Genomic DNA, 24,121 nt, shown 5'->3' on the forward strand with positions numbered 1-24,121 from the left:
GCGAGCTGGCGGTGGCGGTGGAACTGCCCGAGGAGGAGGTGAAGGATCTGCTCTGCCGCGCCCGCCAGCCGGTGAGCCTGGAGACGAAGGTGGGCGACGGCGAGGACACCGAACTGCTGGATCTGCTGGCCGGTGACGACCTGCTGCCCTCCGAGCTGGTGGATGGCGAGTGCCTCAAGGGCGACCTGAGGGCCCTGCTCGAGCAGCTGCCGGACCTGCAGGGCCGCGTGCTGAAGATGCGTTTCGGCATCGACGGCGAGGAGCCGATGAGCCTCACCGGCATCGGCCGCATCCTGGGCATCAGCCGCGACCGGGTGCGCAACCTGGAGCGCGACGGCCTGGCCGGCCTGCGCCGCCTCAGCGATGCCGTCGAGGCCTACGTGGCCATCTGATCCCGCCGTTTGCGAGGCTTGGGGTCTGCACGCACCCCCTGCTTCCATGGCCGGCACGCCCCCGGAAGAGCCCTCGATGGAGGTGGTCAGCCTTTTCCCCCGTTATCTGTTGCAGGGCCAGCTGCCCCCAGGTCAGCTGGCGGACCTGCAGGCGATGGCACGCGCCGTGCTTGCCCAGCCCGAACGCAGTCCCGATGTCTCGGTGAAACTGGCGGGCCAGCTCTCCCAGCAGCGTGAGCTCGGGCCCGATCACCCCGCCGCCGCCGAACTCTGCCGCTCGGTGATCCTGCCGGCCTGCGAGCGCTGGATCCGCCACGTCATCGACCAGCAGCCGCCCCAGGGGCGGGGCCCCTGGACGCCGGGCCGCTACGGCCTTCAGATGATCGACCTCTGGCTCAACGCCCAGCGGGCCGGCGACTACAACCCCACCCACACCCACGGCGGCAGTTTTTCGGGTGTGCTGTTCCTGCAGGTGCCGCCCCAGATCAGCGCCGATCGCTTCGACGGCCAGCTCTGTTTCCATGGCCCGGAGGAATGGCACATCCAGAGCTTCCGCACCGGCATGGCCCACTACGTGCTGCCGGTGCCAGGAGATTTCTATGTGTTTCCGGCCTGGCAACCCCACTCGGTGCCCCCCTTCCGCGGCGAAGGGGAGCGCTGGTCGATCGCCTTCAACGTGGTCGCCGTGCCCCAGCCGCCGCCCCGGCCTGCCGCTTCGCCCGTAGCCGTCCAGGGGGCCGTCCAGGGCAATGTGTCCCTCTCCAGCGCCCGGCCCCGGCCGGGGGGATTCGTGTAGGGCGCTCCATGGCCGGCAGACACAGGCAAGTCTTTGGGGTTCCTCCCCTGGGAGTCCTCCCACGTGGGCGGCTGCACGTCAGCGCTCGTTCCCGATCCGGAACCGTGGGTGCGGCTGGACCGGCAGGGACGCTGGGCCGATGAAGCTCCTCGTCGTCGAAGACGATCCCGTGATCCTGCAGGCGCTTGGCGAACTGGTGGCCACCTGGGGACATGCCTGCGATGTCGCTGCCGACGGTGAACTGGCCTGGGATCTGGCCCGGCTGGTTTCCTACGACCTGGTGCTGCTTGATCTCAATCTGCCGAAGCTGGATGGTCTGAGCCTCTGCCGCCGTCTGCGTACCCAGCTCGACGAGCAGCCGCTGATCCTGATGCTCACGGCACGCGACACCAACCTCGACCGGGTGGTGGGCCTTGATGACGGCGCTGACGATTACATGGTCAAACCGTTCGATCCGGATGAACTGCGGGCCCGGGTCAAGGCTCTGCTGCGTCGTGCCGATCGACCCCTGCGCAGCGTCTGGCAGTGGGGTGGGCTGGAGGTGGATCGGGATGGCCACGGTGCCCGTTACGGGGGGAGGCAACTGCGGCTCACCGCCAAGGAGCACCTGATTCTGGAAAACCTGCTGCAAGCGGCCGGTGGCACCTGCTCCAAGGACCGGATCCTCAGTGCCGCCTGGAGTTGGACCGACGCGCCGGGGGAGGAGAGCGTCAAGACCCATGTCAAGAACCTGCGGGCCAAGCTGGCGGCGGCGGGGGCTCCCCTCGACCTGCTGGAGACGGTCTATGGCGTGGGCTTTCGCCTGAATCCAAAGCATGCGACCTGACCTTTCCCGCCTCCGCCGCCAGCTGACGCTGCGCTACGCCCTGTTCTCGGTCCTGCTGCTGCTGGTGTTCGCCGCCGCGGTCTACCGGCAGGTGTCGGAGGCACGTCGAAGCCTGTTGTCGCTGCAACTCCAGCAGCTGGCTTCGACCGCTGCTGCAGAACTGCCGCTGCTGCACCACGAGCACGATGAGATGGCCAGGGGCAACCTGCCGCAGCATCCGAAGGTGCCCCTCACCGCTGACTTCGCGACCGTCGAATGGGGTGCGGACCACAAGCGCATCCGTTGGTTCGATCCCGATCTGCAGGAGCTGGTGGCCGAAGGTGACTTCCAGCCCGCGGGAACGACCGTGCCGCCCCCAGCCCGCCGTGGCGTCACCACCGTGTTGCCGCTGGCCAATGGGATGGCCATCTGGCGCCCCGTGATCAGCCGTTCGGCACCAGGCACCGGCAAGCCCGCCTTGGATGGGTATGTGTCGGTGGCTCTGTCCTCGGCGGCGGCGGAGGCGGAGCTGACGCGCCTGCGCCAGGGACTTCTGATCGGCATCGTGGTCGCTGGCCTGGTGGCGGCGGCCGGCGGCCAGTGGCTGGTGGGGGTGTCGCTGCGGCCCGTACGCCGCCAGATCGAGAAGCTGGTGCGTTTCACGGCCGATGCCTCCCATGAACTGCGTCATCCGCTCACGGCGATCCGGGCCCTGATCGGCACCCTGCGCCATGGGTCTGGCTTGGAGGGTGCCCAGCCGGTGGTGGGCGAGAAGCTGATGCTGATCGATCAGACCACCGATCGCATGGGTCGCCTGGTGGACGATCTGCTGCTGCTGACCCGCTTTGATCGGCAGATCGATGACCGCATCGGCATGGTTCCCTTCCAGCTCGAGGAACTGGTCGAGGATCTTGCCGACCTCTACCAGGACAGCTCCCGCGAGCAGGGTCTGCGGCTGATCACCGACCTTCAGGGACCGGCCCATGTGGTGGGCCATCCCCAGCAATTGCGCCAACTGCTGGGGAATCTGCTCGTCAATGCCCTGCGATTTTCGCCCAGAGCTGGCACCGTGACCCTTGCATTGCGGCTTCAGGGGGAAGCCGTCCAGGTGTGGGTGGACGACCAGGGGCCCGGGATTCCGCCTGAGCAGCGCCAGCTGGTGTTCGAGCGCTTCTGGCAGGCCGATGCCTCCCGCAGTGGAAGCGCCAATACGGGGCTGGGACTGGCCATCGCCCGCAGCATCGCCGAGGTCCACCACGGCAAGCTCCAGGCCATCGAGGCCCCGGGGGGCGGCTGCCGCATGCAGCTGACCCTGGCCCGACAGGCCTGAGCCAACTTCACGAGTTCTCCCCGGCTGTTGTGTCACAACGGACACACTTCGTCCTGAAGGTGCCGCATGGCCACGTTTTCTGTGTTCGACGGATCCGCTCCGTCCCTGCTGACGGACGCCCTGCTGGCACCAGCCAGCGGCATCGTGATCGAGCAGAGCAGCGTGGTGCTGAACGCGTCCGCCAGCGATGCGGTCAACCTCTACGACGGTTCCCTGGCACCACTCGGTATCGGCAGTGGTCTGCTGCTCACCTCAGGCACCACCCCAGGCACCAGCAACACCGTGGGCTGGTTCGGCACCGACAACACGGATCCCACGACCCCGGCCGGTTACTACAACGGCGACGCCGACATCGATGCCGTGGTGAACACGGTGTTCGCCACCCAATCGTTCGATGCCACCACCCTGGCCTTCGACTTCACGGTGAGTGATCCCACGGCTACCTCGATCAGCTTCGATGTGGTGTTCGGCTCCGATGAGTATCCCGAGTGGGTGGATCAGTTCGTGGATTCGGCCGTGGTGCTGGTCAACGGGGTCAACTACGCCCTGTTCAACCACGATCCCCTGCACCCGCTCAGTGTGGTGAGCGCCAACCTGGCGGCCGGCTACTTCCAGGACAATGCCGCCGGCGTGCTGCCGATCGAATACGACGGCGTCAGCCATGTGCTCAAGATCATTGCGCCGATCATCCCCGGCCAGACCAACCACATCAAGATCGGCATCGCCGACACGGGCGACCACATCTACGACAGCGGTATTTTCATCGCCAACATGGCCGCCGGCACGATTCCCGGCTCCGGTGTCGTGATCACGCCGCCCACGAGCGGAACCGACAGCAACGACACGATCACGGGTTCTTCCAAAGACGAGTACTTCGATCTCAAAGGTGGGGACGACATCGTCTATGCCGGGGCCGGCGACGACATTGTGGTGGCCGGAGCCGGCGATGATCAGGTTTTCGGTGGCAGCGGCAACGACGAACTCAAAGGAGATGCGGGCAACGACCTGCTGGACGGTGGCGATGGGGTGTCGGATACGGCGGTCTACGCCGGTGCCAGCACCAGCTACAGCATCAGCTATGACGCCGTGCTGCAGAGCTACGCCATTACAGATAACAATCTGGTGGATGGCAATGAGGGCACCGACACCCTCACTGGTGTGGAGAAAGTCAAGTTCAGCGATGGCCTCTATTTCCTCAATGGCAGCGGAGCCCTGAGCGCGGTTGCCCCGCCGCCGCCGCCGACGAATTTTGTGGGCCTGGTGATCGTCTCCGGCATCGCCGCCGCAGGCAACAGTCTCACCGCCACGGTGAGTGACGCCAATGGGTTGTCTGGCGCGATCGTTTTCCAGTGGCAGGGCTCGAGCGATCTCGGCGCCAGCTGGACGGATCTCGGCGGTGCCACCGCCGCCACCTACGACGTGCAACCGGCCGACAAGGGTCAACTGATCCGGGTGGTCGCCGCCTACACCGATGGGGCCGGTTTCAGCGAGGTCTCGACGAGTGTTCCAAAGCCGATTCTGGATTCCTTCAGTGGTGATCTGAAGGTCACTCTGCTGCAGCTCACGGCGCCGGCCGGCAGCAGCCTGGCCACGCCGCTCACCACCCTGCTGCAGCGGGCGATCGATCTGGGGCTTTCCCCCAGTGTGGCCGCCGAAACGATCAAGACCGTGCTGGGGATTCCGGCGGAGGTGAAGCTGCAGAGCTACGACGCCTATGCGGCCCTTTTGGTCAATCCCAACGATCCGATTGCCGCGCGGGTGGAGACGGTGTCGGTGCAGGCCGGGATCCTCACCTCCCTCTCCGATGACGATTCGGGCATTCAGCTGGCCCTGGCGATTCTGAATGCGGCGGCGAACAACACCACGCTGGATCTCGGTAATGGTGCTGATCTCGCGGCGATCCTGGGAATCAACAACGTTGATCCAACCAATTATGCAAACTATAATGAGATTCTCAATCGCAACAGTTCGATTGCCAGTGATCTTGCAGACGGCAAGCCCGTGATCGCTTCGCTGAATAAGGAGTGGACGGACGTTCTCAGCATCATCGATGCCAGTTCCACGGCTGGGATTTCCATCTTCACGGTGTTGCTCAATCTCGATCCGATCGGTTCGCCCAGCGCCACCCTGGCCGTGGCCAGTCCGGATGCCCCCTATCTGATCAGCAGCGCTGATCTTCTGGCCGGTTTCAGCGATCCCAATGGCGATCCGCTCTCCATCAGCAATCTGACGGCCAGCGGCGGCGGCGTCCTCGTGGACAATGGCGATGGAAGCTGGACGTTCACCCCCACGGCGGGCTTCGCCGGTGCGGTGGAACTCTCCTACGCCGTGATTGATGGCCTGGGCGGTTCGATCGGTGGCTCCCAGCTGTTCGGGGTGGCCGGCAGCAGCACCCCTGGCGGTGACACCCCAGCCACGGGCACGCTGACGGTGACGGGAGCGGCGGAGGAAGGGGGCAGCCTGACGGCAGCGCTCAGCGATGTGGTGGATGCCGACGGTGCCACCACCACGGCCTATCAGTGGCAGGAAGCCGTGGCAGGGAACTGGACGGCCCTGGGCGGCCAGACGTCCGCCACGCTGGCGATCCCCTCGGATCAGAGTTTTGTGGGCAAGTCAGTGCGCGTCGTGGCGACGAGCACTGACGCACTTGGTGGCAGTACGGCGTTCTCCGGTGCGGCCCAGACGATCGCCAATGTGAATGATGCGCCGGTGGGTGCGGTTTCGATCAGTGGCACAGCGAGCGAAGGGCAGGTGCTTGTTGCCAGCGACAACCTGAGCGACGCGGATGGTCTGGGAACGATCAGCTATGGCTGGTTCGCCGATGGCGTGGACACGGGCGTCAGCGGCACGAGCTACAGCCTCGGCCAGGGCGATGTTGGCAAGACCTTCACCGTGAGGGCCAGCTACGTCGATGGCTACGGCACCGCTGAGCAGGTGGCCTCGGCCGGCATCGGGCCGGTTGTGGCCCTGCCGCCGCCCCCTTCGGGCCTCAACCTGAGTGGTACCAGGTGCGACAACATCCTGATCGGCGGTTCTGGCAACGACACGCTGGCCGGCTTTGCCGGCAGAGACGATCTGTACGGGATGGACGGCAACGACCTCCTGGATGGCGGCAAGGGCAATGACCGGATGTTCGGTGGCGGCGGCGATGACACCTATGTGGTGGACAGCACCAAGGACCTGGTGATCGAGACCGATGCCGATCCGCTCACCGGCGGCATCGACCTGGTCATGAGTTCGGTCAGTGCGACGCTCTCGGCCAACGTGGAGAACCTCACTCTCACGGGCAACCGTGGCATCAACGGCACCGGCAACAGCCTTGCCAACAGCCTGATCGGCAACGACAAAGCCAACGTGCTGCGGGGTGCCGGCGGAGCCGATCTTCTCACCGGTGGGGGTGGCGCCGACAGCTTCCGCTTCGCCTTTGGCGATTCCAACCTCCTCGGCTTCGACTGCATCACCGATTTTGCGATCGGCATCGATCGGATCGATGGGCCCAACAGGGTGAAGGCATCGGACGTCCAGAAACTGGGTGCCGTGGCGGGGCTGGATGAAGCCTCCATTGGCGCGATGCTCAGCGGCGGCAACTTCCTGGCCCATGGGGCCTCGGTGTTCACCTTCACCGATACCGTGCCCGGCGGCCTGGCCAGTACGCGCACGTTCCTGGCTCTCAACAACGGCACCGCTGCCTTCTCGGCCATGGACGATGGGTTGATCGAGATCACTGGCTACAGCGGCAATCTCAACAGCCTGTCGGTGATCTGAAGGCCCCAGGACCTTCCGCTCAGCGCCAACCCGCAGACCATTCCCGAGAATGGGGCGCCGGCAGAGAGGCAATGCCGCCGCGTACGCCACCGACCGCCACCGCCAGCCCCTCAGGCGCGGAGGCGGAGCTTCGGTCTTCTCTGCTGGATTGGTGGGAGTCCCACGGACGCCATGACATCCCCTGGAAGCGGCACCCCGACGGATCTCGCCCCGGGCCCGGGGAGCCCCTCGACCCCTTCGGCGTGTGGGTCGCCGAGGTGATGCTGCAGCAGACCCAGCTGGCGGTGGTGCTGCCCTACTGGCACCGCTGGATGGCCGCCTTCCCCGACCTCAGAACCCTCGCCGCCGCCAGTGAGCACGATGTTCTGATGGTGTGGCAGGGCCTGGGCTACTACGCCCGCGCCCGACGCCTGCACGGCGGGGCGCAGCGACTGGTCGACGGCGAGCCCCCTGCGCCTTCGGCTGATCGGGATCCCTGGCCCCGCACGCTCGAGGGCTGGATGGCCCTGCCGGGCATCGGCCGCAGCACCGGCGGCAGCATCCTCTCCTCCGCCTTCGACCGGCCCTTCGCGATCCTCGACGGCAACGTCCAGCGGGTGCTGGCCCGGCTGGTGGCCCACCCGGTCGCGCCGAAGCGGCAGCTGCCCCATTTCTGGCGGCTCAGCGAGACCCTGCTCGACCCGCAGCGGCCCCGCGCCTTCAACCAGGCCCTGATGGACCTGGGCGCCGGCGTCTGCACCCCCCGCCAGCCCGCCTGCGGCGCCTGCCCGTGGCAGCCGCACTGCGCTGCCTACGCTGCCGGCGATCCCGGCCGCTTCCCTGTGAAGGACACCCCCCCGCCCGTGCCGTTCCAGGTGATCGGGGTGGGGGTGGTGCTCGACGCCGAGGGGAGGGTGCTGATCGACCAGCGGCTTCCGGAGGGTCTGCTGGGGGGCCTGTGGGAGTTTCCGGGGGGCAAGCAGGAACCGGGCGAGGCGATCGAGGCGACGATCCGGCGCGAGCTGCGCGAGGAGCTGGCCATCGAGGTGACGGTGGGGGAGGAGCTGATCACCCTTGAGCACGCCTACAGCCACAAGCGGCTGCGGTTCGTGGTGCATCTCTGCCGCTGGCTGGCGGGGGAGCCGCAGCCGCTGGCTTCCCAGGAGGTGCGCTGGGTGGCGCCACAAGAGCTCTCTTCCTATCCGTTTCCGGCCGCCAACGCCCGCATCATCGCGGCGTTGCAGGCGCGGCTGGCCGCGTGATCCGGGCCAACCGGCCCTCGCCATCGTCGTTGTGGCTCAAGTCCACTTCCCAGGCCCCTTCGGGGCGGAAGCTGAGCCGCTCGGGCCACTCCACCGCCATCACGGCGCCGATGCGGCGGGCTTCCTCCTCCTCCTGGGCGAACAGTTCGTCGGCCGCGGCACTCTGCTCCAGCCGGTAGAGATCCAGGTGCACGAGGGCAGAGGCGCCCGCGTCGGGGCCGGCGTCGGTGTCGTAGTGCTGGGCCAGGGCGAAGGTGGGGCTGCTGATCGGTTCGGCGATGCCCATGGCGGCGGCCAGTCCCTGCACCAGCGACGTCTTGCCCGTGCCCAGTTCCCCCCGCAGCAGCAGCAGGGCGCCGTCATCGGCACCAGCGGCGATCAGCTGCGACGCCAGCCGCCGCCCCAGGGCGTCGGTGGCGGAGGGGTCCGCCAGATGGCACACCTCGATCGCGTCATGCGTTTCCACCCTTGTAGATTGCCTCTCAGCGAGCCCGAAGCCTCGGCGTCTCTGCAGATATTTCCATTGTTTCGTCCTCCCGTCCGGGAGCTTTTCCTTCATGGTGGCAACACCTTCCAGCCCTGAGGCTGCGTTTGCTGGCGTTCAGGCCACCAGTTCCTATGTGATCGCCGATCTCGGCCTGGCCGACTGGGGCCGCAAGGAACTGGCGATCGCCGAAACCGAGATGCCCGGCCTGATGGCCCTGCGCGAGAAGCATGGCGCCGAGCAGCCCCTCAAGGGGGCCCGGATCGCCGGCAGTCTCCACATGACGATCCAGACCGCCGTCCTGATCGAGACCCTGGTGGCCCTCGGCGCCGAGGTGCGCTGGGCGTCCTGCAACATCTTCTCCACCCAGGACCACGCCGCCGCCGCGATCGCCGCCGCCGGCATCCCGGTGTTTGCCTACAAGGGCGAAACGCTTGATGAGTACTGGGCCTTCACCCACCGCATTCTCGAGTGGGGCGATGGCGGCACCCCCAACATGATCCTCGACGACGGCGGCGATGCCACCGGCTTGGTGGTGCTCGGCAGCAAGGCCGAGAAGGATCTGTCGGTGCTCGACAACCCCTCCAGCGAGGAGGAGGTGGCCCTGTTCAACTCCATCCGCCAACGGCTGGCGGTGCAGCCCGGCTTCTACTCCTGCATCTACGCCAACATCCAGGGCGTCACCGAGGAGACCACCACCGGCGTGGCCCGTCTGTACCAGATGCAGAAGAGTGGTGAGCTCCCCTTCCCGGCCATCAACGTCAACGATTCGGTCACCAAGAGCAAGTTCGACAACCTCTACGGCTGCCGCGAGTCGCTGGTCGACAGCATCAAGCGGGCCACCGATGTGATGGTGGCCGGCAAGGTGGCCCTGGTGCTGGGCTACGGCGATGTGGGCAAGGGTTCGGCCCAGTCCCTGCGCGGGCTCGGCGCCACGGTGATGATCGCCGAGATCGATCCGATCTGCGCCCTGCAGGCCGCGATGGAGGGCTATCGCGTCGTGCGTCTCGAGGACGTGGTGGCGGATGTGGACATCTTCGTGACGGCCACGGGCAATTACCAGGTGATCCGCCACGAGCACCTGCTCGCCATGAAGAACCAGGCGATTGTCTGCAACATCGGCCACTTCGACAACGAGATCGATGTGGCGTCGCTCAAGCAGTACGCCTGGGAGAACATCAAGCCCCAGGTGGATCACGTGATCCTGCCCAGCGGCAACCGGATCATCCTGCTGGCCGAGGGCCGGCTGGTGAATCTCGGCTGCGGCACCGGCCACCCCAGCTTCGTGATGAGCAACTCCTTCACCAACCAGGTGCTGGCCCAGATCGAGCTGTTCACCAAGGGCGATGCCTACGGCAAGGAGGTCTACGTGCTGCCCAAGCACCTCGATGAGATGGTGGCCCGTCTGCACCTCGATCGCATCGGCGCACGGCTCACCGAGCTGACCACCGAGCAGGCGGCCTACATCGCCGTGCCCGTCGAAGGCCCCTACAAGCTCGACCACTACCGCTACTGAGCGGCAACGGCCCGGCGCTGCTGGCAGCGCTCGGGCCGTCGTGGAAGACTGGCGCCCCTGACCCGGCCGGCCAGATGGCGATCGAACTGGTTCAGAAGCTCCCCGAGATGATCGGGGCGGCCGTTGAGGCCAACCCGGCAGCGGGCTATGGCGCGATCTTCGCGGCCATGTTTCTGGAGAACCTGTTCCCCCCGATTCCCTCCGAGCTGATCATGCCGCTCGGGGGGTTTTTCGTGCAGCAGGGCCAGCTCTCCCTGATTCCCGTGGTGCTGGCTGGCCTGCTGGGCACCGTGCTCGGCGCCCTTCCCTGGTACGGCATCGGCCGGCTGGTGAACGAAGAGCGCATCGAGCACTGGCTCGGGCGCCACGGACGCTGGATCGGCATCAGCCCCAAGGAGCTGCGCCGCAGCCGCCGCTGGTTCAGCCGCCACGGCACGGCCCTGGTGTTCTGGGGCCGGCTGGTGCCAGGCATCCGCACCCTGATTTCCGTCCCCGCCGGCATCGAGATGATGCCAATGACGCCCTTTCTGCTCTGGACCACCGCCGGCAGTCTGATCTGGACCCTGCTGCTGACGCTGGCCGGACTGGCGCTGGGCGAGAGCTACACCACTGTCGAGCGCTGGATCGAGCCCGCCGCCAGGGTGGTGAAGGTGCTGCTGGTGCTGGCGGTACTGGCCGGGGCCGTGTGGCTGGGGCTGCGCCTCTGGAAGCAGAGCCGCAACAGCCCCTGATCCATCGCCACCGGCTGGCCGCCAGCGGCAGCCGAACAGTAAAAAAGGCGCCCCGGGGGGCGCCTCCTTTGGCTTCGGACGCTTGATAACCCGGCTGGCCCACTGGCACAAGCCCCTGGCGCCAGATCCGGCCCGAAAGCCTCAGAACGGCACTTCCTCCTCGCTCGGTTCGCCGCCACCGAAGCCGCCACCACCGCTGAAGCCGCCGCCGCCTTCGGCGTCCCGTTTGCTGCCGAGCAGCTCCAGGCGGTCGACCCGGATCACGGGCTTGCTGCGCTCCTCGCCACTGGCCCTGTCCGTCCAGCGGTCGAGCTTGAAGGAACCGATGATGCCGATCAGGGCCCCTTTGCGGACATAGTCAGCCGCCACCTGGGCCTGCTTGCCCCAGATCTCCAGGTTGAACCAGTCCGGTTCGTCGTCCCGGCTGCGGCGGTTGACCGCCAGGGTGAGGTTGGCAACCATGCTGCCGGATTCGAAGTAACGGACCTCCGGGTCGCGGCCGGCCCGGCCGACGAGGGTGATGGAATTGACGCCCATGGCGTGCTCCTGAAACGAGTGGATCAATGATGGGGCACCCCGATCGGGGGCCTCTCCCTTTCCGTTCCACCCTTCGTCCCGGTTGTCACACCCACGGCGGGTTGGCCGGTCCACAGGGATCGCCCCACCTATGATTCACCGCTGCCAGAGGCCTTGCCCGTGTTTTTCCGCCGTTTCCAGTTCTCCCGCGATATCGGTATCGACCTGGGGACGGCCAACACACTGATGTACGTCTCGGGCAAGGGGATCGTGCTGCAGGAACCGTCCGTGGTGGCGATCGACCTGGAGCGCGGCACCCCCCTGGCGGTGGGTGAGGAGGCCAAGATGATGCTGGGCCGCACCCCCGGCAACATCCGGGCGATCCGTCCCCTGCGCGACGGGGTCATCGCCGACTTCGATGCCGCCGAGCAGATGATCAAGAGCTTCATCCAGAAGGGCAACGAGGGCCGGGGAGTGATCGCCCCCCGCCTGGTGATCGGCATCCCCAGCGGGGTCACCGGCGTCGAGCGCCGCGCCGTGCACCAGGCCGGCCTGGCCGGAGCCCGGCAGGTGCACCTGATCGATGAGCCAGTGGCGGCCGCCATCGGTGCCGGCCTGCCCGTGACCGATCCGGTGGGCACGATGATCGTCGACATCGGCGGCGGCACCACCGAGGTGGCCGTGCTCAGCCTGGGCGGCACGGTGCTGAGCGAGTCGGTGCGGGTAGCGGGCGATGAGCTCAGCGACGCCATCAGCGTGTACCTCAAGAAGGTGCACAACCTGGTGGTGGGCGAGCGCACCGCTGAGGACATCAAGATCCGCATCGGCTCGGCGTTTCCCGACGACGGCCACGACGAGACCTCCATGGACGTAAGGGGTCTGCACCTGCTCTCCGGCCTGCCGCGCACGATCAACATCCGCGCCGGAGACATCCGCGAAGCCATGGCCGAGCCGCTCAACGTGATCGTCGAGGCGGTCAAGCGCACCCTGGAGCGCACCCCACCCGAGCTCGCGGCCGACATCGTCGACCGGGGCATCATGCTGGCCGGCGGGGGTGCCCTGGTGCGGGGCATCTGCGACCTGATCAGCCACGAGACCGGCATCCTCACCCACGTGGCCGAAGACCCCCTGCTCTGCGTGGTCAACGGCTGCGGCATGGTGCTCGAGGACTACAGCCGGCTGGAGCGGGTGCTCGACACCCCCGAATTTCTCCGTCAGACGGCCTGATCCCCATGCCGGCATGGCGCTGGCTGCGTTTCGTCCAAGGCTCGTCCCTGCGACGGATCACCCCCTGGCTGCTGGTGCTGCTGGCCCTTGTGGCCGTGCGCCTCAGCAAGGGGGCGCTGGTCGCCGATGCCTATGCCTTCCTGAGCCGACCCTTCTGGCCCGGGACGGCCCAGGCTGAATGGCTGCGGTCGGCCCGACGGGTGGAGGACGGGGCCCGGCTGGCCCAGCTGGAACAGGACAATCAACGGTTGCGGACCCTGCTGGAGCTGCAGAAGCGGAATCCCAACCGGGTGACGGCCCCGGTGATCTCCCGGGATGGCTCTGGCTGGTGGCGGCAACTGCTGCTCGGCCAGGGGGCCCTCAGCGGCATCCGCGCCGGCCAGGCGGTGCTCGGTCCGGGTGGCCTGGTCGGCCTGGTGGGCAGCGTCACCCCCAGCACCGCCAGCGTCACCCTGCTCACCGATCCCCGCAGCCGGGTGGGGGTGTGGGTGGGGCGCACCCAGCACCACGGCCTGCTCACCGGCATTGGCACCGGCCGGCCCCTGCTGCGCTTCCTGGAGAAAGACCCCCAGGCCCGCCCCGGTGATGTGGTGGTGACATCGCCCGCCAGCACCCTGGTGCCGCCGAACCTGCCGGTGGGGGTGATCCAGACCATGGACGCCAATGCCGACCCGGCACCGGAGGCGGTGGTCCAGCTGATCGCGCCGGTGTCGGCCCTCGACTGGGTGCAGGTGCAGGTGCGCTGATGGATCTGCTCACCCGGCAGCCCCTGCTCGCCGCCTCCGCCCTGCTGGTGCCGTTGCTCGTCCTGGCCTCACCGGGCTGGCTCAGCCTCGACGGCGTCGGCCCCTGCTGGGCCGTGCTGTGGCTGCTGCCATGGGCGCTGAGCGACGGTCCGTTTTCGGGGGCCTGCGCCGGCCTTGCCCTGGGGCTGCTGCTGGATGCGGTGTATCCCGGCGGCGTCACCCAGGCGCCCGCCCTGCTGCTGCTGGGCTGGTGGTGGGGGCGGATGGGACGGCGGGCGCCGCCGATCCAGCGCAGTTTCAGTCTCGGTCTGCTGGCTTTGCTGGGCACGGCCCTGCTCGGCCTCACGCTCATGCTGCAGTGGGGCGTTCACGATTGGGTGAGCACCCGGGAGGCGATCCAGCTGGCGGGACCGGAGCTGGGCCGCCGCCTGGAGGGTCAGGGGGTGAACCCCGCTCTGCTGGCCCTGCCGGGGTGGCGCTGGGATGATCTGGCAGGTCCCGGCCTGCGGGTCCTGCTCTCCCAGACCCTGATCACGGCCCTGCTTGCCCCGATGCTCTGTTCCCTGCAGCTGTTGCTCTGGCGCCAGGTGGGCTCCGGCTGGCGGCGCTGAGTGATGCCCAGATCCCTGCCACGACGCCAGGCCCTGCGGCTGCTGGCCGCCCCCGTCGCCCTCGCCCTGGGAGCAGGAGCCTGCGCGCGGGGGCCCCGGCCCGAAGCGGGCAAGGTGCTGAACGTCTGGACCCTGGATCTGGCGCCCCGCTTCAACACCTACATGCGGCGGGTGATCGCGGCCTGGGAGCAGGCCCATCCCGGCGTGACGGTGCGCTGGACCGATGTGCCCTGGGGCTCGGTGGAACGCAAGCTGCTGGCGGCGGTGTTCGCCCGTACCGCCCCTGATCTGGTCAATCTCAACCCCAACTTCGCCGCCAACCTGGCCAGCAAGGGGGGGCTGCGGGATCTCTCCCCCCTGCTCCCCGCCGACGCCGCGGATCGCTACCTGGCCGGCATCTGGACCTCGGGCCAGCAGCAGGGTGAGCAATTCGGCATTCCCTGGTACCTGACGGCCCGGGTGACGATCGCCAACCGCCGCTTGCTGCAGCGGGCCGGCCTCACGGCCCCGCCCCGGCGCTGGGAGGAGGTGCCGGCCTACGCCGAAGCCGTCCGGCGCCGCACCGGCCGCTACGCCCTGTTCGTGACCGTCGTCCCCGACGACTCCGGTGAGCTGATGGAGGCGCTGGTGCAGATGGGGGTGCAATTGCTGGACGACCGCCAGCGAGCGGCCTTCAACAGCCCGGCCGGTCGGCGGGCCTTCGCCTTCTGGAGCGACCTCTACCGCCGCGGGCTGCTGCCGCGGGAGGTGGTGAGCCAGGGCTACCGGCGGGCCATTGAGCTGTTCCAGGCCGGCGATCTGGCCCAGGTGGCCAGTGGCCCCGATTTCCTGCGCAACCTCCAGACCAACGCCCCCGGCATCGCCGCCACCTCTGCCCCCTTCCCGCCCCTGACGGGGGCGAACGGCGAAGCCAATGTGGCGGTGATGAACCTGGTGGTGCCCCGCCAGAGCACCATGGCCCCGGAGGCGGTGAGCTTCGCCCTGTTCCTGAGCGATGCGGCCAACCAGCTGGCCTTCGCCGAGGAGGCCCGGGTGCTGCCCTCCTCCAGAGGAGCCCTGGAAAGCCTGGAGCGCAGGCTGCGGGGGGCGGTCCCCAGCGATGGCCAGGAGCGCCTGGTGCACAACGCCCGGCTGCTCTCGATCGAGACCCTGGCCCAGGCCCGGGTGCTGGTGCCGGCCACCCCCGGGGTGAAGCGGCTGCAGGCGATCCTCTACACCCAGTTGCAGCGGGCCATGTTGGGGCAGCTGGATAGCGACGCGGCCCTGGCCGAAGCCGCGTTGCAGTGGAACCGCTATGCCGAGGCCCGCTGGCCCTGACGGGCGTGGCCACCGGGGCAGGGATTCCGAAGAAATGTTGCCTTGCGCCCAGAACCCCGCTGCCGGAGCCGATTCCATGCTCACGGCCTGAAACGTCGTCGCGTTATGGTTGCGATTCTTCATCCGAGTGGACCGGAGCGATGCCCATGCCCACGGTTGCCTCCTCCTTCACCGATGGTGCTGATCTGGAGGCTTCCGCGGGGGGTGGTTCCCCCTCCCAGCCGATCGCCACCCTGCTGGTCGTCGACGACGAGGCGGCGGTGCGCCGGGTGCTGCTGATGCGTCTCCAGCTGGCCGGCTACCGGGTGCTCTGCGCCGAGGACGGCGAGGAGGCCCTGGCACTGTTCCACCAGGAGCAGCCCGACCTGGTCGTGCTCGACGTGATGCTGCCCAAGCTGGACGGCTTCGCCGTCTGCCGGCGCCTGCGGGCCGAATCCTGCGTGCCGATCATCTTCCTCTCCGCCCTCGATGCGATTGCCGAACGGGTGGCGGGCCTGGATCTGGGTGCCGACGACTACCTGCCCAAGCCCTTCAGCCCCAAGGAACTCGAGGCCCGCATCTCCACGATCCTGCGGCGCATGGGCCGGGGGGCGGCCACCAGCGAACCGCGCGAGCTGCCCATCGGCTCCGGCGTGCTGCGGGTGGGGGATCTGGTGGTCGACACCAACCGCCGGCAGGTGACCCGCGAGGGCCAGCGCATTGCCCTCACCTACACCGAATTCAGCCTGCTGGAGCTGCTGTTCCGGGAGCCGGGCCGGGTGGTGCCGCGGGCCGAGATCCTTGAGCAGCTCTGGGGCTATCCCCCCCGCCGCGCCGCTGACCTGCGTGTGGTGGACGTGTATGTGGCCCGGTTGCGCGGCAAGCTCGAACCCGATCCCCGCAACCCCGAGCTGATCCTCACGGTGCGGGGCACGGGCTACGCCTCCCAGCGGATGGGTGAAGCCACCCTGGCCGCCGCCGGCTGAGCCCACAGCCCACCCCCTGAAGCTGACGTCGGCCGGTCCTGCAGGATGGGCTGCGACCCTTCTCCATCGCCCTGCCTGCCTTGTCGGATCTGCGTGAGACCCGTCTGGAGAAAGCCCGCACCCTGGAGTCGCTCGGTCGCGCTCCCTATGCGCTCGGCTTCGCCCCCAGCCACCGCACCGCCCAGCTGCAGCAGGCCCATGCCGACCTGCCCAATGGCGAAGAGCGGGCGGTGGTGGTGGCCGTTGCCGGACGGGTGATGACCCGTCGGGTGATGGGCAAGCTGGCCTTCTTCACCATCGCTGACGAATCCGGCCCGATCCAGCTGTTCATCGAGAAGGCCACCCTGCTGGCGGCCCACCCGGAGGAGCCTGAAGGCTTCGCCCAGATCACCTCCCTGGTGGATGGCGGCGATTGGATCGGGGTGCACGGCAGCCTGCGCCGCACCGACCGGGGCGAACTCTCGGTCAAGGTGACCGACTGGGTGATGCTCACCAAGGCGCTCCAGCCGCTGCCCGACAAGTGGCACGGCCTGGCGGACGTGGAGAAGCGCTACCGCCAGCGCTACCTCGATCTGATCGTGTCGCCCCACACCCGGGAGACCTTCCGGCGCCGGGCGCGGCTGGTGAGCGCCATGCGCCGCTGGCTCGATGAGCGCGGCTTCCTCGAGATCGAGACGCCTGTCCTGCAGACCGAAGCCGGCGGTGCCGACGCCCGCCCCTTCGCCACCCATCACAACGCCCTCGACCTGCCCCTCACCCTGCGCATCGCCACCGAGCTGCACCTCAAGCGGCTGGTGGTGGGGGGCTTCGAGCGGGTCTATGAGCTCGGCCGCATCTTCCGCAACGAGGGGATCAGCACCCGGCACAACCCCGAATTCACGTCGGTGGAGATCTACCAGGCCTTCGCCGATTACCACACGATGATGGACCTCACCGAGCAGCTGCTGGCCGCGGCCTGCCTGGAGGTCTGCGGCGACACCCGCCTCACCTACCAGGGGGAGGCGATCGATCTCACCCCACCCTGGCGGCGGGTCACCATGCATGAGCTGGTGGAGCAGGCCACCGGGCTGGATTTCCACACCTTCGCCGACCGTGCCCAGGCGGCCGCGGCCATGGAAGCCGCCGGCCTGGCGGCCCCCGAGACGGCCGACAGCGTGGGCCGACTGCTGGTGGAAGCCTTCGAGCAGGCGGTGGAAACCACGCTGGTGCAGCCCACCTTCGTGATGGATTACCCGGTGGAGAATTCGCCCCTGGCCCGCTCCCATCGCAGCAAGCCGGGGCTGGTGGAGCGCTTCGAGCTGTTCATCGTCGGGCGGGAGACGGCCAACGCCTTCAGTGAGCTGATCGATCCGCTGGATCAGCGGGCCAGGCTGGAGCTGCAGCAGCTGCGCCGCCAGGCGGGGGACCCCGAGGCCCAGACGGTGGATGAGGACTTCCTGCAAGCCCTGGAGGTGGGCATGCCCCCCACCGGCGGCCTCGGCATCGGCATCGACCGGCTGGCGATGCTGCTCACCGACAGCCCCTCGATCCGCGATGTGATCGCCTTCCCCCTGCTGCGCCCGGAGGCCCGGGAAAGGGCCGGAACCGACGCAGTGGGATAATGGTTTCCAGTAGGCCTTCTCCCCCTCGGGGCTCTGGTATGAGTGGTGAGCGCGTCGGTTTTCGCTTTCAACACGCCGATGCGGTGGTGAAGCGCAATCCCCAGGGGCGTTCGCGCCGTGGCTGGGTCATGGAACCGGTGGAACAGACCACCAGCCGTGGAACCAAGATGCCCGCCTATCGCATCCGCTGGCGGGACAGTGAACGACCGGAGATCGTGCTGCAGCACATGCTGATCGCCGATCCCGATCCCACCCCACCCCCTGAAGGGGTGAGCCTGGTGCCCCCAGTGCCCAAGAAGTAGAGCCCCAAAGGGCTGCGGCAGTGACGGTTCAGATCCAGCCCCGCCAGCGGTAGGCCAGCAGGCCCAGATGCTCCCGCATGGCGGTGGTGGTCATCACCAGGGCCTCGGCACTGGGCAGCAGCCCCATCACGCTGCCGGCCAGGGTGGGGGTGCCGAACGATCGCCGCTCGGGGAGCTGGAAGTCGCAGGCCACCGGGATGATCCGGACGTCCGGTGCCGCCCGGCGCAGGGTGGCCAGTGAGCGGGGCAGGTGGGTCGCACTGGTGACCAGCAGCAGAGAGCTCCAGCCCCGCTGCCGGGCCAGCCTCACCAGGGCAGCGGTTTCTTCGGCCGTGTTGCGCCCTTCTTCGCTGGTGACGATCTGATCGGCCGCCACCCCCAGGCTGGTGGCCAGGGCCTTGGCCAGCCGGGCCTCACCGGGGGCTGGGTCGTTGGCCATGAAGGTGACCCTGCCGCCGCTCACCAGCAGCCAGGGGGCCTTGCCCTCCCGCATCAGGGCCACGGCGCGCAGCAGCCGGTCGCCGGCCTCGTTGACTTCCACCCCCTGCCGGGGCGGCAGGGCCGGCCGCAGCCCTCCCCCCAGCACCAGCACCGCATCGGCCCGGGGGATCGGGGAGGGCGTCAGCCGGGCGGCCCGTTCCTCCAGCCCCCACACCAGCTGGCGGCTGAGCAGGGGTGTGGCCGCCAGCCAGAGCAGCACGATCCCCACGCTGGAGAGGACCGGACCGAAGCGGCGCTGGCGGTTGACCAGGCCCGCGATCTGAAGCAGCAGGGACAGCCCGAGGGGGTAGAGGCCGAGCGGCAGCAGTTTCGAGAGCAGAAAACCCATGGCGTGGGGCGGTTCAGCGCTGGTGGCGGCGCTTCAGCTCCTGCAGCTCCTGCTGGGCCTCGAACCGGGCCCAGTCGGCCTCCAGATCGGGCGTGGCGGCGGGGCCGGAGCTGCGTTGGCTGGTGAGCTCGGCCAGCTCCTGCTCGACACTGGCGAAGCGTTGGCCCAGGTCGGTGAGAGCCTGCCAGCGTTGGCGGCCCTGGTCCATCAGGCCCGCCACATGGGCTTCGGCGCGGCCGGCCAGCTCCCCGGCCCCGGCGGTTCGGGCCCGGCTGATCCGCCCCTGCCACTGGCGAATCTCCTCGGCCAGCTTCAGCAGTTGCTTTCGCTGCTCCTCGGCCTGCTGCCGCAGGCGCACCCGTTCGGCCAGCAACTGCCGCTGCCGGTCGCGGGCGGCCTGTCCCCGCAGCAGCTCCTCCTGCTGGGGATTGGTGCGCAGGAAGCCCTCCAGCTGCTGATCCAGCCGCGCCTCCAGTTCCTCCAGCCAGTTGCTCATGGCGCGGGTTCGCCGGGGGCGCGGGTGATCAGGGGCGCTTCGATTTCTTCCTGCAGGGGGGTGATGGCGGCCTCGCGGGAGCGCAGCAGCAGCTGGGTGAGCCGGGCGATGGCCCCTTCGCCCAGGTCCTGCTCGCCGATGCGGTCGAAGGCCTTGCGGTAGAGATCCTCGAGTTCCTCGATCAGGCCTTCGCGCACCCCGCGCATGGACTGCCGCTGCTCCTCCCTGCTCATCGATCGCTCCGCTGCTGTTCCGAGTCTGCCTGCACCAGCAGATGCAGAGCGAAATCGCCGGCCGGGTCGCTCCAGTGGCCCACCCCCCGCCAGCCGGCCGTGGCCGCCAGGTCGAGGAAGGCTTCGGGGCCGTACTTGTAGCTGTACTCCGTGATCAGCGGCTCACCGGCCGCGAACGGCCAGCAGCGGCCCGCCAGCCGCACCTCCAGCTCCCGCTGGCTCACCAGGGCCATGGCGATGCGGCCGTGATCGGCCTCCCACCAGGCCCGGTACGCAAAGTCGCTCGCCTGGAAGTCGCCGTCCAGATCGCGGTTGAGGCGGGTGAGCAGGTTGCGGGCGAAGGCTTCCGACCAGCCGGCCCGGTCGTTGTAGGCCTCCTCCAGCCGTTGCACCGCCTTGGGCTGGTCGATGCCGATCAGCAGGCGGCTGCCCGGTCCGAGCAGCTGGCGGAACTGGCGCAGCAGCGCCCGGGCGCCGGCGGGGTCGAAGTTGCCGATCGAGCTGCCCGGGTAGAAACCCAGCCGCCCGTGGCCCTCCAGGGCGGGGTGGTCCGGCAGCTGCTCCAGGAGGCTGTAGTCACAGCAGATGCCCAGCACCGGCAGGTCCGGATGGCGTTGCTGCAGGGCCCGGCAGGCGGGGGCCAGGTGGTCGGCGCTGATGTCGAGCGCCACGTAAGCGGCCGGATCCAGGGCACTGAGCAGGGGGCTCACCTTGCGGGCGCTGCCGGCCCCGAACTCCACCACCACCCCGGGTCCGAGGGCGGCGGCCAGTTCGGCCGCCCGCGTGTCCAGCAGGGCCGTCTCGGTGCGGGTGAGGCCGTACTCCGGTTGCTCGCAGATGGCCTCGAACAGCCGCGACCCCTCGGCGTCGTACAGCAGCCAGGCCGGCAGCTGCTTCGGCTGGCGGCCCATGCCCTCGATCACCAGCCGGGCCATGTCGGCCGGCTCGGGATGGAGGTCGATCAGCATGGCTCGCTGGCGCCATCACGGGCCAGGCGCAGGCCGGCGGCCATCCAGCGGCAGTGGGGCGCAAAGAAGTTGCGGTAGGTGGGACGGGCGTGGCCCGCCGGGGTGAGGAAGCTGCTGCCCCGGAGCACGAACTGGGAGGTCATGAACTTGCCGTTGTATTCCCCCACCGCACCGGTGGCGGGTTGGAAGCCGGGGTAGGGACGGTAAGGGGTGGCGGTCCACTGCCAAAGGGCACCGAAGGCCTGGGGCAGGGGGCGGCCGCCCGGTTGGCTGGCTTCCGTCACCACCAGCTCCCATTCGGCTTCGCTGGGCAGCCGGCCGCCGCTCCAGCGGGCGAAGGCATCGGCCTCGAACCAGCTCAGATGGCGCACGGGCGCCTGGGGGTGGCGCGGCCGGCGGCCCGACAGTCCGAATTCCCAGTCCCCGCGCCAGTAGCGCGGGGCGCACCAGCCGCGCTCCTGCACCACCGCCCAGCCCTCGCTCATCCACAGCTCCGGCCGCCGATAGCCGTCATCGGCGATGAAGGCGGCGTAGTCGTCGTTGCTGACCAGCGTTTCGGCCACCAGGAACGGCTCCAGCCACTGCCGGTGGCGGGGGGCTTCGTTGTCGAAGTGGAAGCCATCGCCGGCGTGGCCGATCGCCACCAGCCCGCCGGGGTGGGAACGCCAGCCGCCCGGGCTCTCAGGCGCACTGGCCCCGGGAGGTTCCTGGCCGTAGGCGGGCTCCAGCGGGTTGCGGCTGAAGCCGTCGAGCAGATCCATCAGCAGCAGCTCCTGGTGCTGCTGCTCGTGCTGCAGCCCCAGTTCCACCAGCGCCAGCAGGGGGGCGGCCGCCTCGGCGGGACGGTGATCCAGCTCCAGCAGCAGCGTCTCCAGTCCGGCATCGACACGCCGGCGCCAGGCCAGCACCTCGCCGATGGCCGGGCGGGTGAGCAGACCCCGCTGGGGGCGGGGGTGGCGGCTGCCGATCGCCTCGTAATAGGAATTGAACAGATGGCCCCAGCGGCGATCGGGCGTTTCATGGCCGCTCAGGTGGGGCTCCAGCAGGAAGGTCTCGAAAAACCAGGTGGTGTGTCCCAGGTGCCACTTGGCCGGGCTGGCATCGGCCATGCCCTGCAGGCAGAGGTCCTCCGGTTCGAGGCCGTCGATCAGGCACTCGCTGTGCTGCCGTACCGCCTGGAGCCGTTGCAGGAGCCTGGTGCTCTCCGCCGGGAAGTGTGCCCTGGAGCCCATGGACCTGCCCTTCTCTGGGGCCGACCTTAGGGATGTTCCCTACGATCCGGCCACGCAGCCATGGAGAAGGCCAGCCGCATGGGAGCTCACAGCGACGGCATGAGCACAGGGATCACCGAGGGCTTCAGCGGCGCGGTGGGCCGGACGCCCCTGATCCGGCTCCATGCCCTCAGCGCCCTCACCGGGTGCGAGATCCTCGGCAAGGCGGAATTCATGAACCCCGGCGGGTCGGTGAAGGACCGGGCCGCCCTCGGCATCCTCCAGGAGGCGGAGGCCAGCGGCCAGCTGCTGCCGGGGGGCACGGTGGTGGAGGGGACCGCCGGCAACACCGGCATCGGCCTGACCCACCTCTGCAATGCCCGTGGCTACCGCTGCTTGATCGTCATCCCCGAAACCCAGTCGGCGGAGAAGATCGGCCTGCTGCGCAGCCTCGGCGCCGAGGTGCGCACGGTGCCGGCGGTGCCCTACAGCGACCCGGCCAACTACGTGCGCCTCTCCGGCCGCATCGCCGAGGAGATCCCCGGTGCCCTCTGGGCCAACCAGTTCGACAATCTCGCCAATCGGCGCGCCCATTACGGCAGCACCGGCCCGGAGATCTGGCAGCAGACCGGCGGCCGGCTGGATGCCTGGGTGGCCGCCACCGGAACGGGGGGCACCTATGCGGGGGTGGCCCTGTATCTCAAGGAGCAGGATCCCTCGATCCGCTGCATCCTGGCCGACCCCTGCGGCAGCGCCCTCTACAGCTGGGCCACCGACGGCACGCTCAAAAGCGAGGGGAACTCGATCACCGAAGGCATCGGCAACAGCCGCGTCACCGCCAACCTGGAGGGGGCCCCGATCGACGATGCCGTCCGGATCGATGACCCCATGGCGCTGCGCACGATCTACGGCCTGCTGTGGCAGGAAGGCCTGTTCATGGGGGGCTCGGTGGGCATCAACGTGGCGGCGGCGGTGGAAACGGCCCGGCGACTGGGGCCGGGCCATCGCATCGTCACCGTGCTGTGCGACAGCGGTGATCGCTACCGCTCCCGCCTCTACGACCCTGATTGGCTGGCGGGCCGCGGCCTGGAGCAACCCCAGCGCAGCGGCGCGGCCCTGATCCCATGACGGCAACATCGGGTCAGGTGATCGGCGGCCGTTACCGGCTGGAGCGCTGCCTCGGTTCGGAGAACGCCGGACCCCAGGGGGCGTTGTGGCTGGCGAGCGACCAGCTGGCCGCCGACGCGCCGGTGGCCCTGCGCCGCATTGGCCCCGACCAGGACCAGGCCCGGGCCCGGGAGCTGTGGTCGCGGCTCCAGGGGGTGCTCCATCCCCAGGTGCCCCGCATCGGTGCCGTGATCGAGGCCGACGACCAGTTGTGGCTGGTGCGGGAGTGGCAGGCGGGTCGCACCTACCAGCAGCTGCTCGAGCTGCGGGCGGAACGCCAGCTGGTGTTCGGCGCGGGGGAGGTGCTGCTGCTGCTGCGCCAGCTGCTGCCGGTGCTCGCCGCCCTGCACAGCCAGGACCTGCTGCACGGGGATCTGAGCCCCGCCAACCTGCTGCGCCGTGACAGCGACGGGCTGCCGGTGCCCCTGGATTTCGGCCTGGTGCGGGGCAGTGCCGGCGCCAACCCCGGGGAGCGGCTGCTGGGCGCCACGCCGGGCTACGCCCCGCCGGAGCTGGCCAGGGGTGAGCCCGCCCAGCCCTGGATGGATCTGCATGCCCTTGGGGTGGTGTGCCTGGTGCTGCTGAGCGGAGATGCCCCGGGTGGCCTGCTTGATCCGACCACGATGCAGTGGCGCTGGCCGGCGGCCCTGGAGGCCGAGCCGGAGCTGCGGCTGCAGCTGCAGCGCCTGCTGAGCCGCCATCCCGACGAGCGCTTCGCGTCGGCCGGCCAGGCCCTGGTGGCGTTCCAGTCCCTGGCGATGCCCGACAGCACCGGCCCGGTGCCCCGGGCCGATCGCACCGTGGTGCTGGTGCCCGAGGCCGCCGCGCCGCCGCCGCCGCCCCCGCCGCCGGAGTGGGAGCCGGTGGAGGCC

The 24,121-nt window shown here is 69.0% G+C and carries 24 protein-coding genes; 17 read left to right on the forward strand and 7 right to left on the reverse strand.

Annotation, left to right across the window (positions count from 1 at the left end; all coding sequences use genetic code 11):
* The 6 genes from VB739_RS12025 to mutT all read left to right on the forward strand — a co-directional run.
* A partial coding sequence (locus VB739_RS12025; protein WP_323357292.1) for a sigma factor-like helix-turn-helix DNA-binding protein occupies positions 1-392 on the forward strand: 392 nt, incomplete at its 5' end.
* Between the two features lie 46 nt (positions 393-438).
* Positions 439-1,188, forward strand: a complete 750-nt coding sequence (locus tag VB739_RS12030) for a putative 2OG-Fe(II) oxygenase (protein ID WP_323357293.1) — start codon at positions 439-441, stop codon at positions 1,186-1,188.
* A 139-nt stretch (positions 1,189-1,327) separates the two neighbouring features.
* The gene (locus VB739_RS12035) at positions 1,328-2,014 is read left to right on the forward strand and encodes a response regulator transcription factor (RefSeq protein ID WP_323357294.1); all 687 of its coding nucleotides are present in this window, start codon (positions 1,328-1,330) and stop codon (positions 2,012-2,014) included.
* Positions 2,004-3,323: a HAMP domain-containing sensor histidine kinase gene (locus VB739_RS12040; protein ID WP_323357295.1), complete on the forward strand. Its 1,320-nt coding sequence runs from the start codon at positions 2,004-2,006 to the stop codon at positions 3,321-3,323. The genes VB739_RS12035 and VB739_RS12040 overlap by 11 nt, the downstream gene beginning before the upstream one ends.
* A 66-nt stretch (positions 3,324-3,389) precedes the next feature.
* A complete protein-coding gene (locus VB739_RS12045; protein WP_323357296.1) occupies positions 3,390-7,088 on the forward strand; it encodes a choice-of-anchor L domain-containing protein in 3,699 nt (1,232 codons plus the stop codon).
* Between the two features lie 71 nt (positions 7,089-7,159).
* Complete coding sequence (gene mutT / locus VB739_RS12050; RefSeq protein ID WP_323357297.1) at positions 7,160-8,329, forward strand: 8-oxo-dGTP diphosphatase MutT; 1,170 nt, start codon at positions 7,160-7,162, stop codon at positions 8,327-8,329.
* Here mutT and tsaE read toward each other — a convergent pair.
* The gene (gene tsaE / locus VB739_RS12055) at positions 8,295-8,795 is read right to left on the reverse strand and encodes a tRNA (adenosine(37)-N6)-threonylcarbamoyltransferase complex ATPase subunit type 1 TsaE (RefSeq protein ID WP_323357298.1); all 501 of its coding nucleotides are present in this window, start codon (positions 8,793-8,795) and stop codon (positions 8,295-8,297) included. The genes mutT and tsaE overlap by 35 nt on opposite strands.
* A gap of 91 nt (positions 8,796-8,886) precedes the next feature.
* Between tsaE and ahcY the strand changes: the two genes are divergently transcribed.
* Entirely contained in the window at positions 8,887-10,329 is a 1,443-nt protein-coding gene (gene ahcY / locus VB739_RS12060) for an adenosylhomocysteinase (protein ID WP_323357299.1), read from the forward strand.
* A gap of 74 nt (positions 10,330-10,403) precedes the next feature.
* Positions 10,404-11,060, forward strand: coding sequence for a DedA family protein (locus tag VB739_RS12065; protein WP_323357300.1), 657 nt, complete (start codon positions 10,404-10,406; stop codon positions 11,058-11,060).
* A 141-nt stretch (positions 11,061-11,201) separates the two neighbouring features.
* On the opposite strand, the gene VB739_RS12070 is transcribed toward VB739_RS12065, so the two are convergent.
* Positions 11,202-11,597, reverse strand: coding sequence for a single-stranded DNA-binding protein (locus VB739_RS12070; protein ID WP_323357301.1), 396 nt, complete (start codon positions 11,595-11,597; stop codon positions 11,202-11,204).
* A 159-nt stretch (positions 11,598-11,756) separates the two neighbouring features.
* On the opposite strand from VB739_RS12070, the gene VB739_RS12075 reads away from it, so the two are divergent.
* The 7 genes from VB739_RS12075 (at position 11,757) to VB739_RS12105 (ending at position 18,345) form a co-directional block, all read left to right on the forward strand.
* Positions 11,757-12,803 carry a rod shape-determining protein gene (locus VB739_RS12075; RefSeq protein ID WP_323357312.1) on the forward strand — a complete coding sequence of 349 codons (1,047 nt, stop codon included), beginning with the start codon at positions 11,757-11,759 and terminating at the stop codon, positions 12,801-12,803.
* Between the two features lie 5 nt (positions 12,804-12,808).
* Complete coding sequence (gene mreC, locus VB739_RS12080) at positions 12,809-13,549, forward strand: rod shape-determining protein MreC (RefSeq protein WP_323357302.1); 741 nt, start codon at positions 12,809-12,811, stop codon at positions 13,547-13,549.
* Positions 13,549-14,160: a rod shape-determining protein MreD gene (locus VB739_RS12085; RefSeq protein ID WP_323357303.1), complete on the forward strand. Its 612-nt coding sequence runs from the start codon at positions 13,549-13,551 to the stop codon at positions 14,158-14,160. Before mreC ends, VB739_RS12085 begins: the two co-directional genes overlap by 1 nt.
* 3 nt (positions 14,161-14,163) lie before the next feature.
* A complete protein-coding gene (locus VB739_RS12090) occupies positions 14,164-15,477 on the forward strand; it encodes a sugar ABC transporter substrate-binding protein (RefSeq protein WP_323357304.1) in 1,314 nt (437 codons plus the stop codon).
* A gap of 140 nt (positions 15,478-15,617) precedes the next feature.
* Positions 15,618-16,442 carry a response regulator transcription factor RpaB gene (gene rpaB, locus VB739_RS12095; protein ID WP_323357305.1) on the forward strand — a complete coding sequence of 275 codons (825 nt, stop codon included), beginning with the start codon at positions 15,618-15,620 and terminating at the stop codon, positions 16,440-16,442.
* A gap of 80 nt (positions 16,443-16,522) precedes the next feature.
* Positions 16,523-18,043, forward strand: a complete 1,521-nt coding sequence (gene lysS / locus VB739_RS12100; protein WP_323357306.1) for a lysine--tRNA ligase — start codon at positions 16,523-16,525, stop codon at positions 18,041-18,043.
* A gap of 38 nt (positions 18,044-18,081) precedes the next feature.
* Positions 18,082-18,345 carry a hypothetical protein gene (locus tag VB739_RS12105; protein WP_015109772.1) on the forward strand — a complete coding sequence of 88 codons (264 nt, stop codon included), beginning with the start codon at positions 18,082-18,084 and terminating at the stop codon, positions 18,343-18,345.
* A gap of 28 nt (positions 18,346-18,373) precedes the next feature.
* Here VB739_RS12105 and VB739_RS12110 read toward each other — a convergent pair whose 3' ends face one another.
* The 5 genes from VB739_RS12110 to egtB are packed head-to-tail and all read right to left on the reverse strand — an operon-like array spanning position 18,374 to position 22,103.
* Positions 18,374-19,174: a YdcF family protein gene (locus tag VB739_RS12110; protein WP_323357307.1), complete on the reverse strand. Its 801-nt coding sequence runs from the start codon at positions 19,172-19,174 to the stop codon at positions 18,374-18,376.
* A gap of 13 nt (positions 19,175-19,187) precedes the next feature.
* Positions 19,188-19,670, reverse strand: coding sequence for a hercynine metabolism protein (locus tag VB739_RS12115; RefSeq protein ID WP_323357308.1), 483 nt, complete (start codon positions 19,668-19,670; stop codon positions 19,188-19,190).
* A complete protein-coding gene (locus VB739_RS12120) occupies positions 19,667-19,903 on the reverse strand; it encodes a hercynine metabolism small protein (protein ID WP_323357309.1) in 237 nt (78 codons plus the stop codon). Before VB739_RS12120 ends, VB739_RS12115 begins: the two co-directional genes overlap by 4 nt.
* Positions 19,900-20,871 carry an L-histidine N(alpha)-methyltransferase gene (gene egtD, locus VB739_RS12125; protein ID WP_323357310.1) on the reverse strand — a complete coding sequence of 324 codons (972 nt, stop codon included), beginning with the start codon at positions 20,869-20,871 and terminating at the stop codon, positions 19,900-19,902. Before egtD ends, VB739_RS12120 begins: the two co-directional genes overlap by 4 nt.
* The gene (gene egtB, locus VB739_RS12130) at positions 20,865-22,103 is read right to left on the reverse strand and encodes an ergothioneine biosynthesis protein EgtB (RefSeq protein WP_323357311.1); all 1,239 of its coding nucleotides are present in this window, start codon (positions 22,101-22,103) and stop codon (positions 20,865-20,867) included. The genes egtD and egtB overlap by 7 nt, the downstream gene beginning before the upstream one ends.
* Positions 22,104-22,163: 60 nt before the next feature.
* Here egtB and VB739_RS12135 point away from each other — a divergent pair, with 60 nt between their 5' ends.
* On the forward strand, positions 22,164-23,210 hold the full coding sequence (locus VB739_RS12135; RefSeq protein ID WP_416233331.1) for a cysteine synthase A: 1,047 nt from the start codon (positions 22,164-22,166) through the stop codon (positions 23,208-23,210).
* A partial coding sequence (locus VB739_RS12140) for a serine/threonine protein kinase (RefSeq protein WP_416233332.1) occupies positions 23,207-24,121 on the forward strand: 915 nt, incomplete at its 3' end. The genes VB739_RS12135 and VB739_RS12140, both read left to right, overlap by 4 nt.

Origin of the sequence: Cyanobium gracile UHCC 0281 (assembly GCF_034931305.1) — a bacterium.
GTDB classification, from domain to species: Bacteria; Cyanobacteriota; Cyanobacteriia; order PCC-6307; family Cyanobiaceae; genus Cyanobium; species Cyanobium gracile_A.

Excerpts from the sequence above, each read along its gene's own strand:
- VB739_RS12030 (WP_323357293.1), top strand. The coding sequence starts at position 439 with ATGGCCGGCACGCCCCCGGAAGAGCCCTCGATGGAGGTGGTCAGCCTT.
- VB739_RS12035 (WP_323357294.1), top strand. The coding sequence starts at position 1,328 with ATGAAGCTCCTCGTCGTCGAAGACGATCCCGTGATCCTGCAGGCGCTT.
- VB739_RS12040 (WP_323357295.1), top strand. The coding sequence starts at position 2,004 with ATGCGACCTGACCTTTCCCGCCTCCGCCGCCAGCTGACGCTGCGCTAC.
- VB739_RS12045 (WP_323357296.1), top strand. The coding sequence starts at position 3,390 with ATGGCCACGTTTTCTGTGTTCGACGGATCCGCTCCGTCCCTGCTGACG.
- mutT (WP_323357297.1), top strand. The coding sequence starts at position 7,160 with ATGCCGCCGCGTACGCCACCGACCGCCACCGCCAGCCCCTCAGGCGCG.
- ahcY (WP_323357299.1), top strand. The coding sequence starts at position 8,887 with ATGGTGGCAACACCTTCCAGCCCTGAGGCTGCGTTTGCTGGCGTTCAG.
- VB739_RS12065 (WP_323357300.1), top strand. The coding sequence starts at position 10,404 with ATGGCGATCGAACTGGTTCAGAAGCTCCCCGAGATGATCGGGGCGGCC.
- VB739_RS12070 (WP_323357301.1), bottom strand. The coding sequence starts at position 11,597 with ATGGGCGTCAATTCCATCACCCTCGTCGGCCGGGCCGGCCGCGACCCG.
- mreC (WP_323357302.1), top strand. The coding sequence starts at position 12,809 with ATGCCGGCATGGCGCTGGCTGCGTTTCGTCCAAGGCTCGTCCCTGCGA.
- VB739_RS12085 (WP_323357303.1), top strand. The coding sequence starts at position 13,549 with ATGGATCTGCTCACCCGGCAGCCCCTGCTCGCCGCCTCCGCCCTGCTG.
- VB739_RS12090 (WP_323357304.1), top strand. The coding sequence starts at position 14,164 with ATGCCCAGATCCCTGCCACGACGCCAGGCCCTGCGGCTGCTGGCCGCC.
- rpaB (WP_323357305.1), top strand. The coding sequence starts at position 15,618 with ATGCCCATGCCCACGGTTGCCTCCTCCTTCACCGATGGTGCTGATCTG.
- VB739_RS12105 (WP_015109772.1), top strand. The coding sequence starts at position 18,082 with ATGAGTGGTGAGCGCGTCGGTTTTCGCTTTCAACACGCCGATGCGGTG.
- VB739_RS12110 (WP_323357307.1), bottom strand. The coding sequence starts at position 19,174 with ATGGGTTTTCTGCTCTCGAAACTGCTGCCGCTCGGCCTCTACCCCCTC.
- VB739_RS12115 (WP_323357308.1), bottom strand. The coding sequence starts at position 19,670 with ATGAGCAACTGGCTGGAGGAACTGGAGGCGCGGCTGGATCAGCAGCTG.
- VB739_RS12120 (WP_323357309.1), bottom strand. The coding sequence starts at position 19,903 with ATGAGCAGGGAGGAGCAGCGGCAGTCCATGCGCGGGGTGCGCGAAGGC.
- egtD (WP_323357310.1), bottom strand. The coding sequence starts at position 20,871 with ATGCTGATCGACCTCCATCCCGAGCCGGCCGACATGGCCCGGCTGGTG.
- egtB (WP_323357311.1), bottom strand. The coding sequence starts at position 22,103 with ATGGGCTCCAGGGCACACTTCCCGGCGGAGAGCACCAGGCTCCTGCAA.
- VB739_RS12135 (WP_416233331.1), top strand. The coding sequence starts at position 22,164 with ATGGAGAAGGCCAGCCGCATGGGAGCTCACAGCGACGGCATGAGCACA.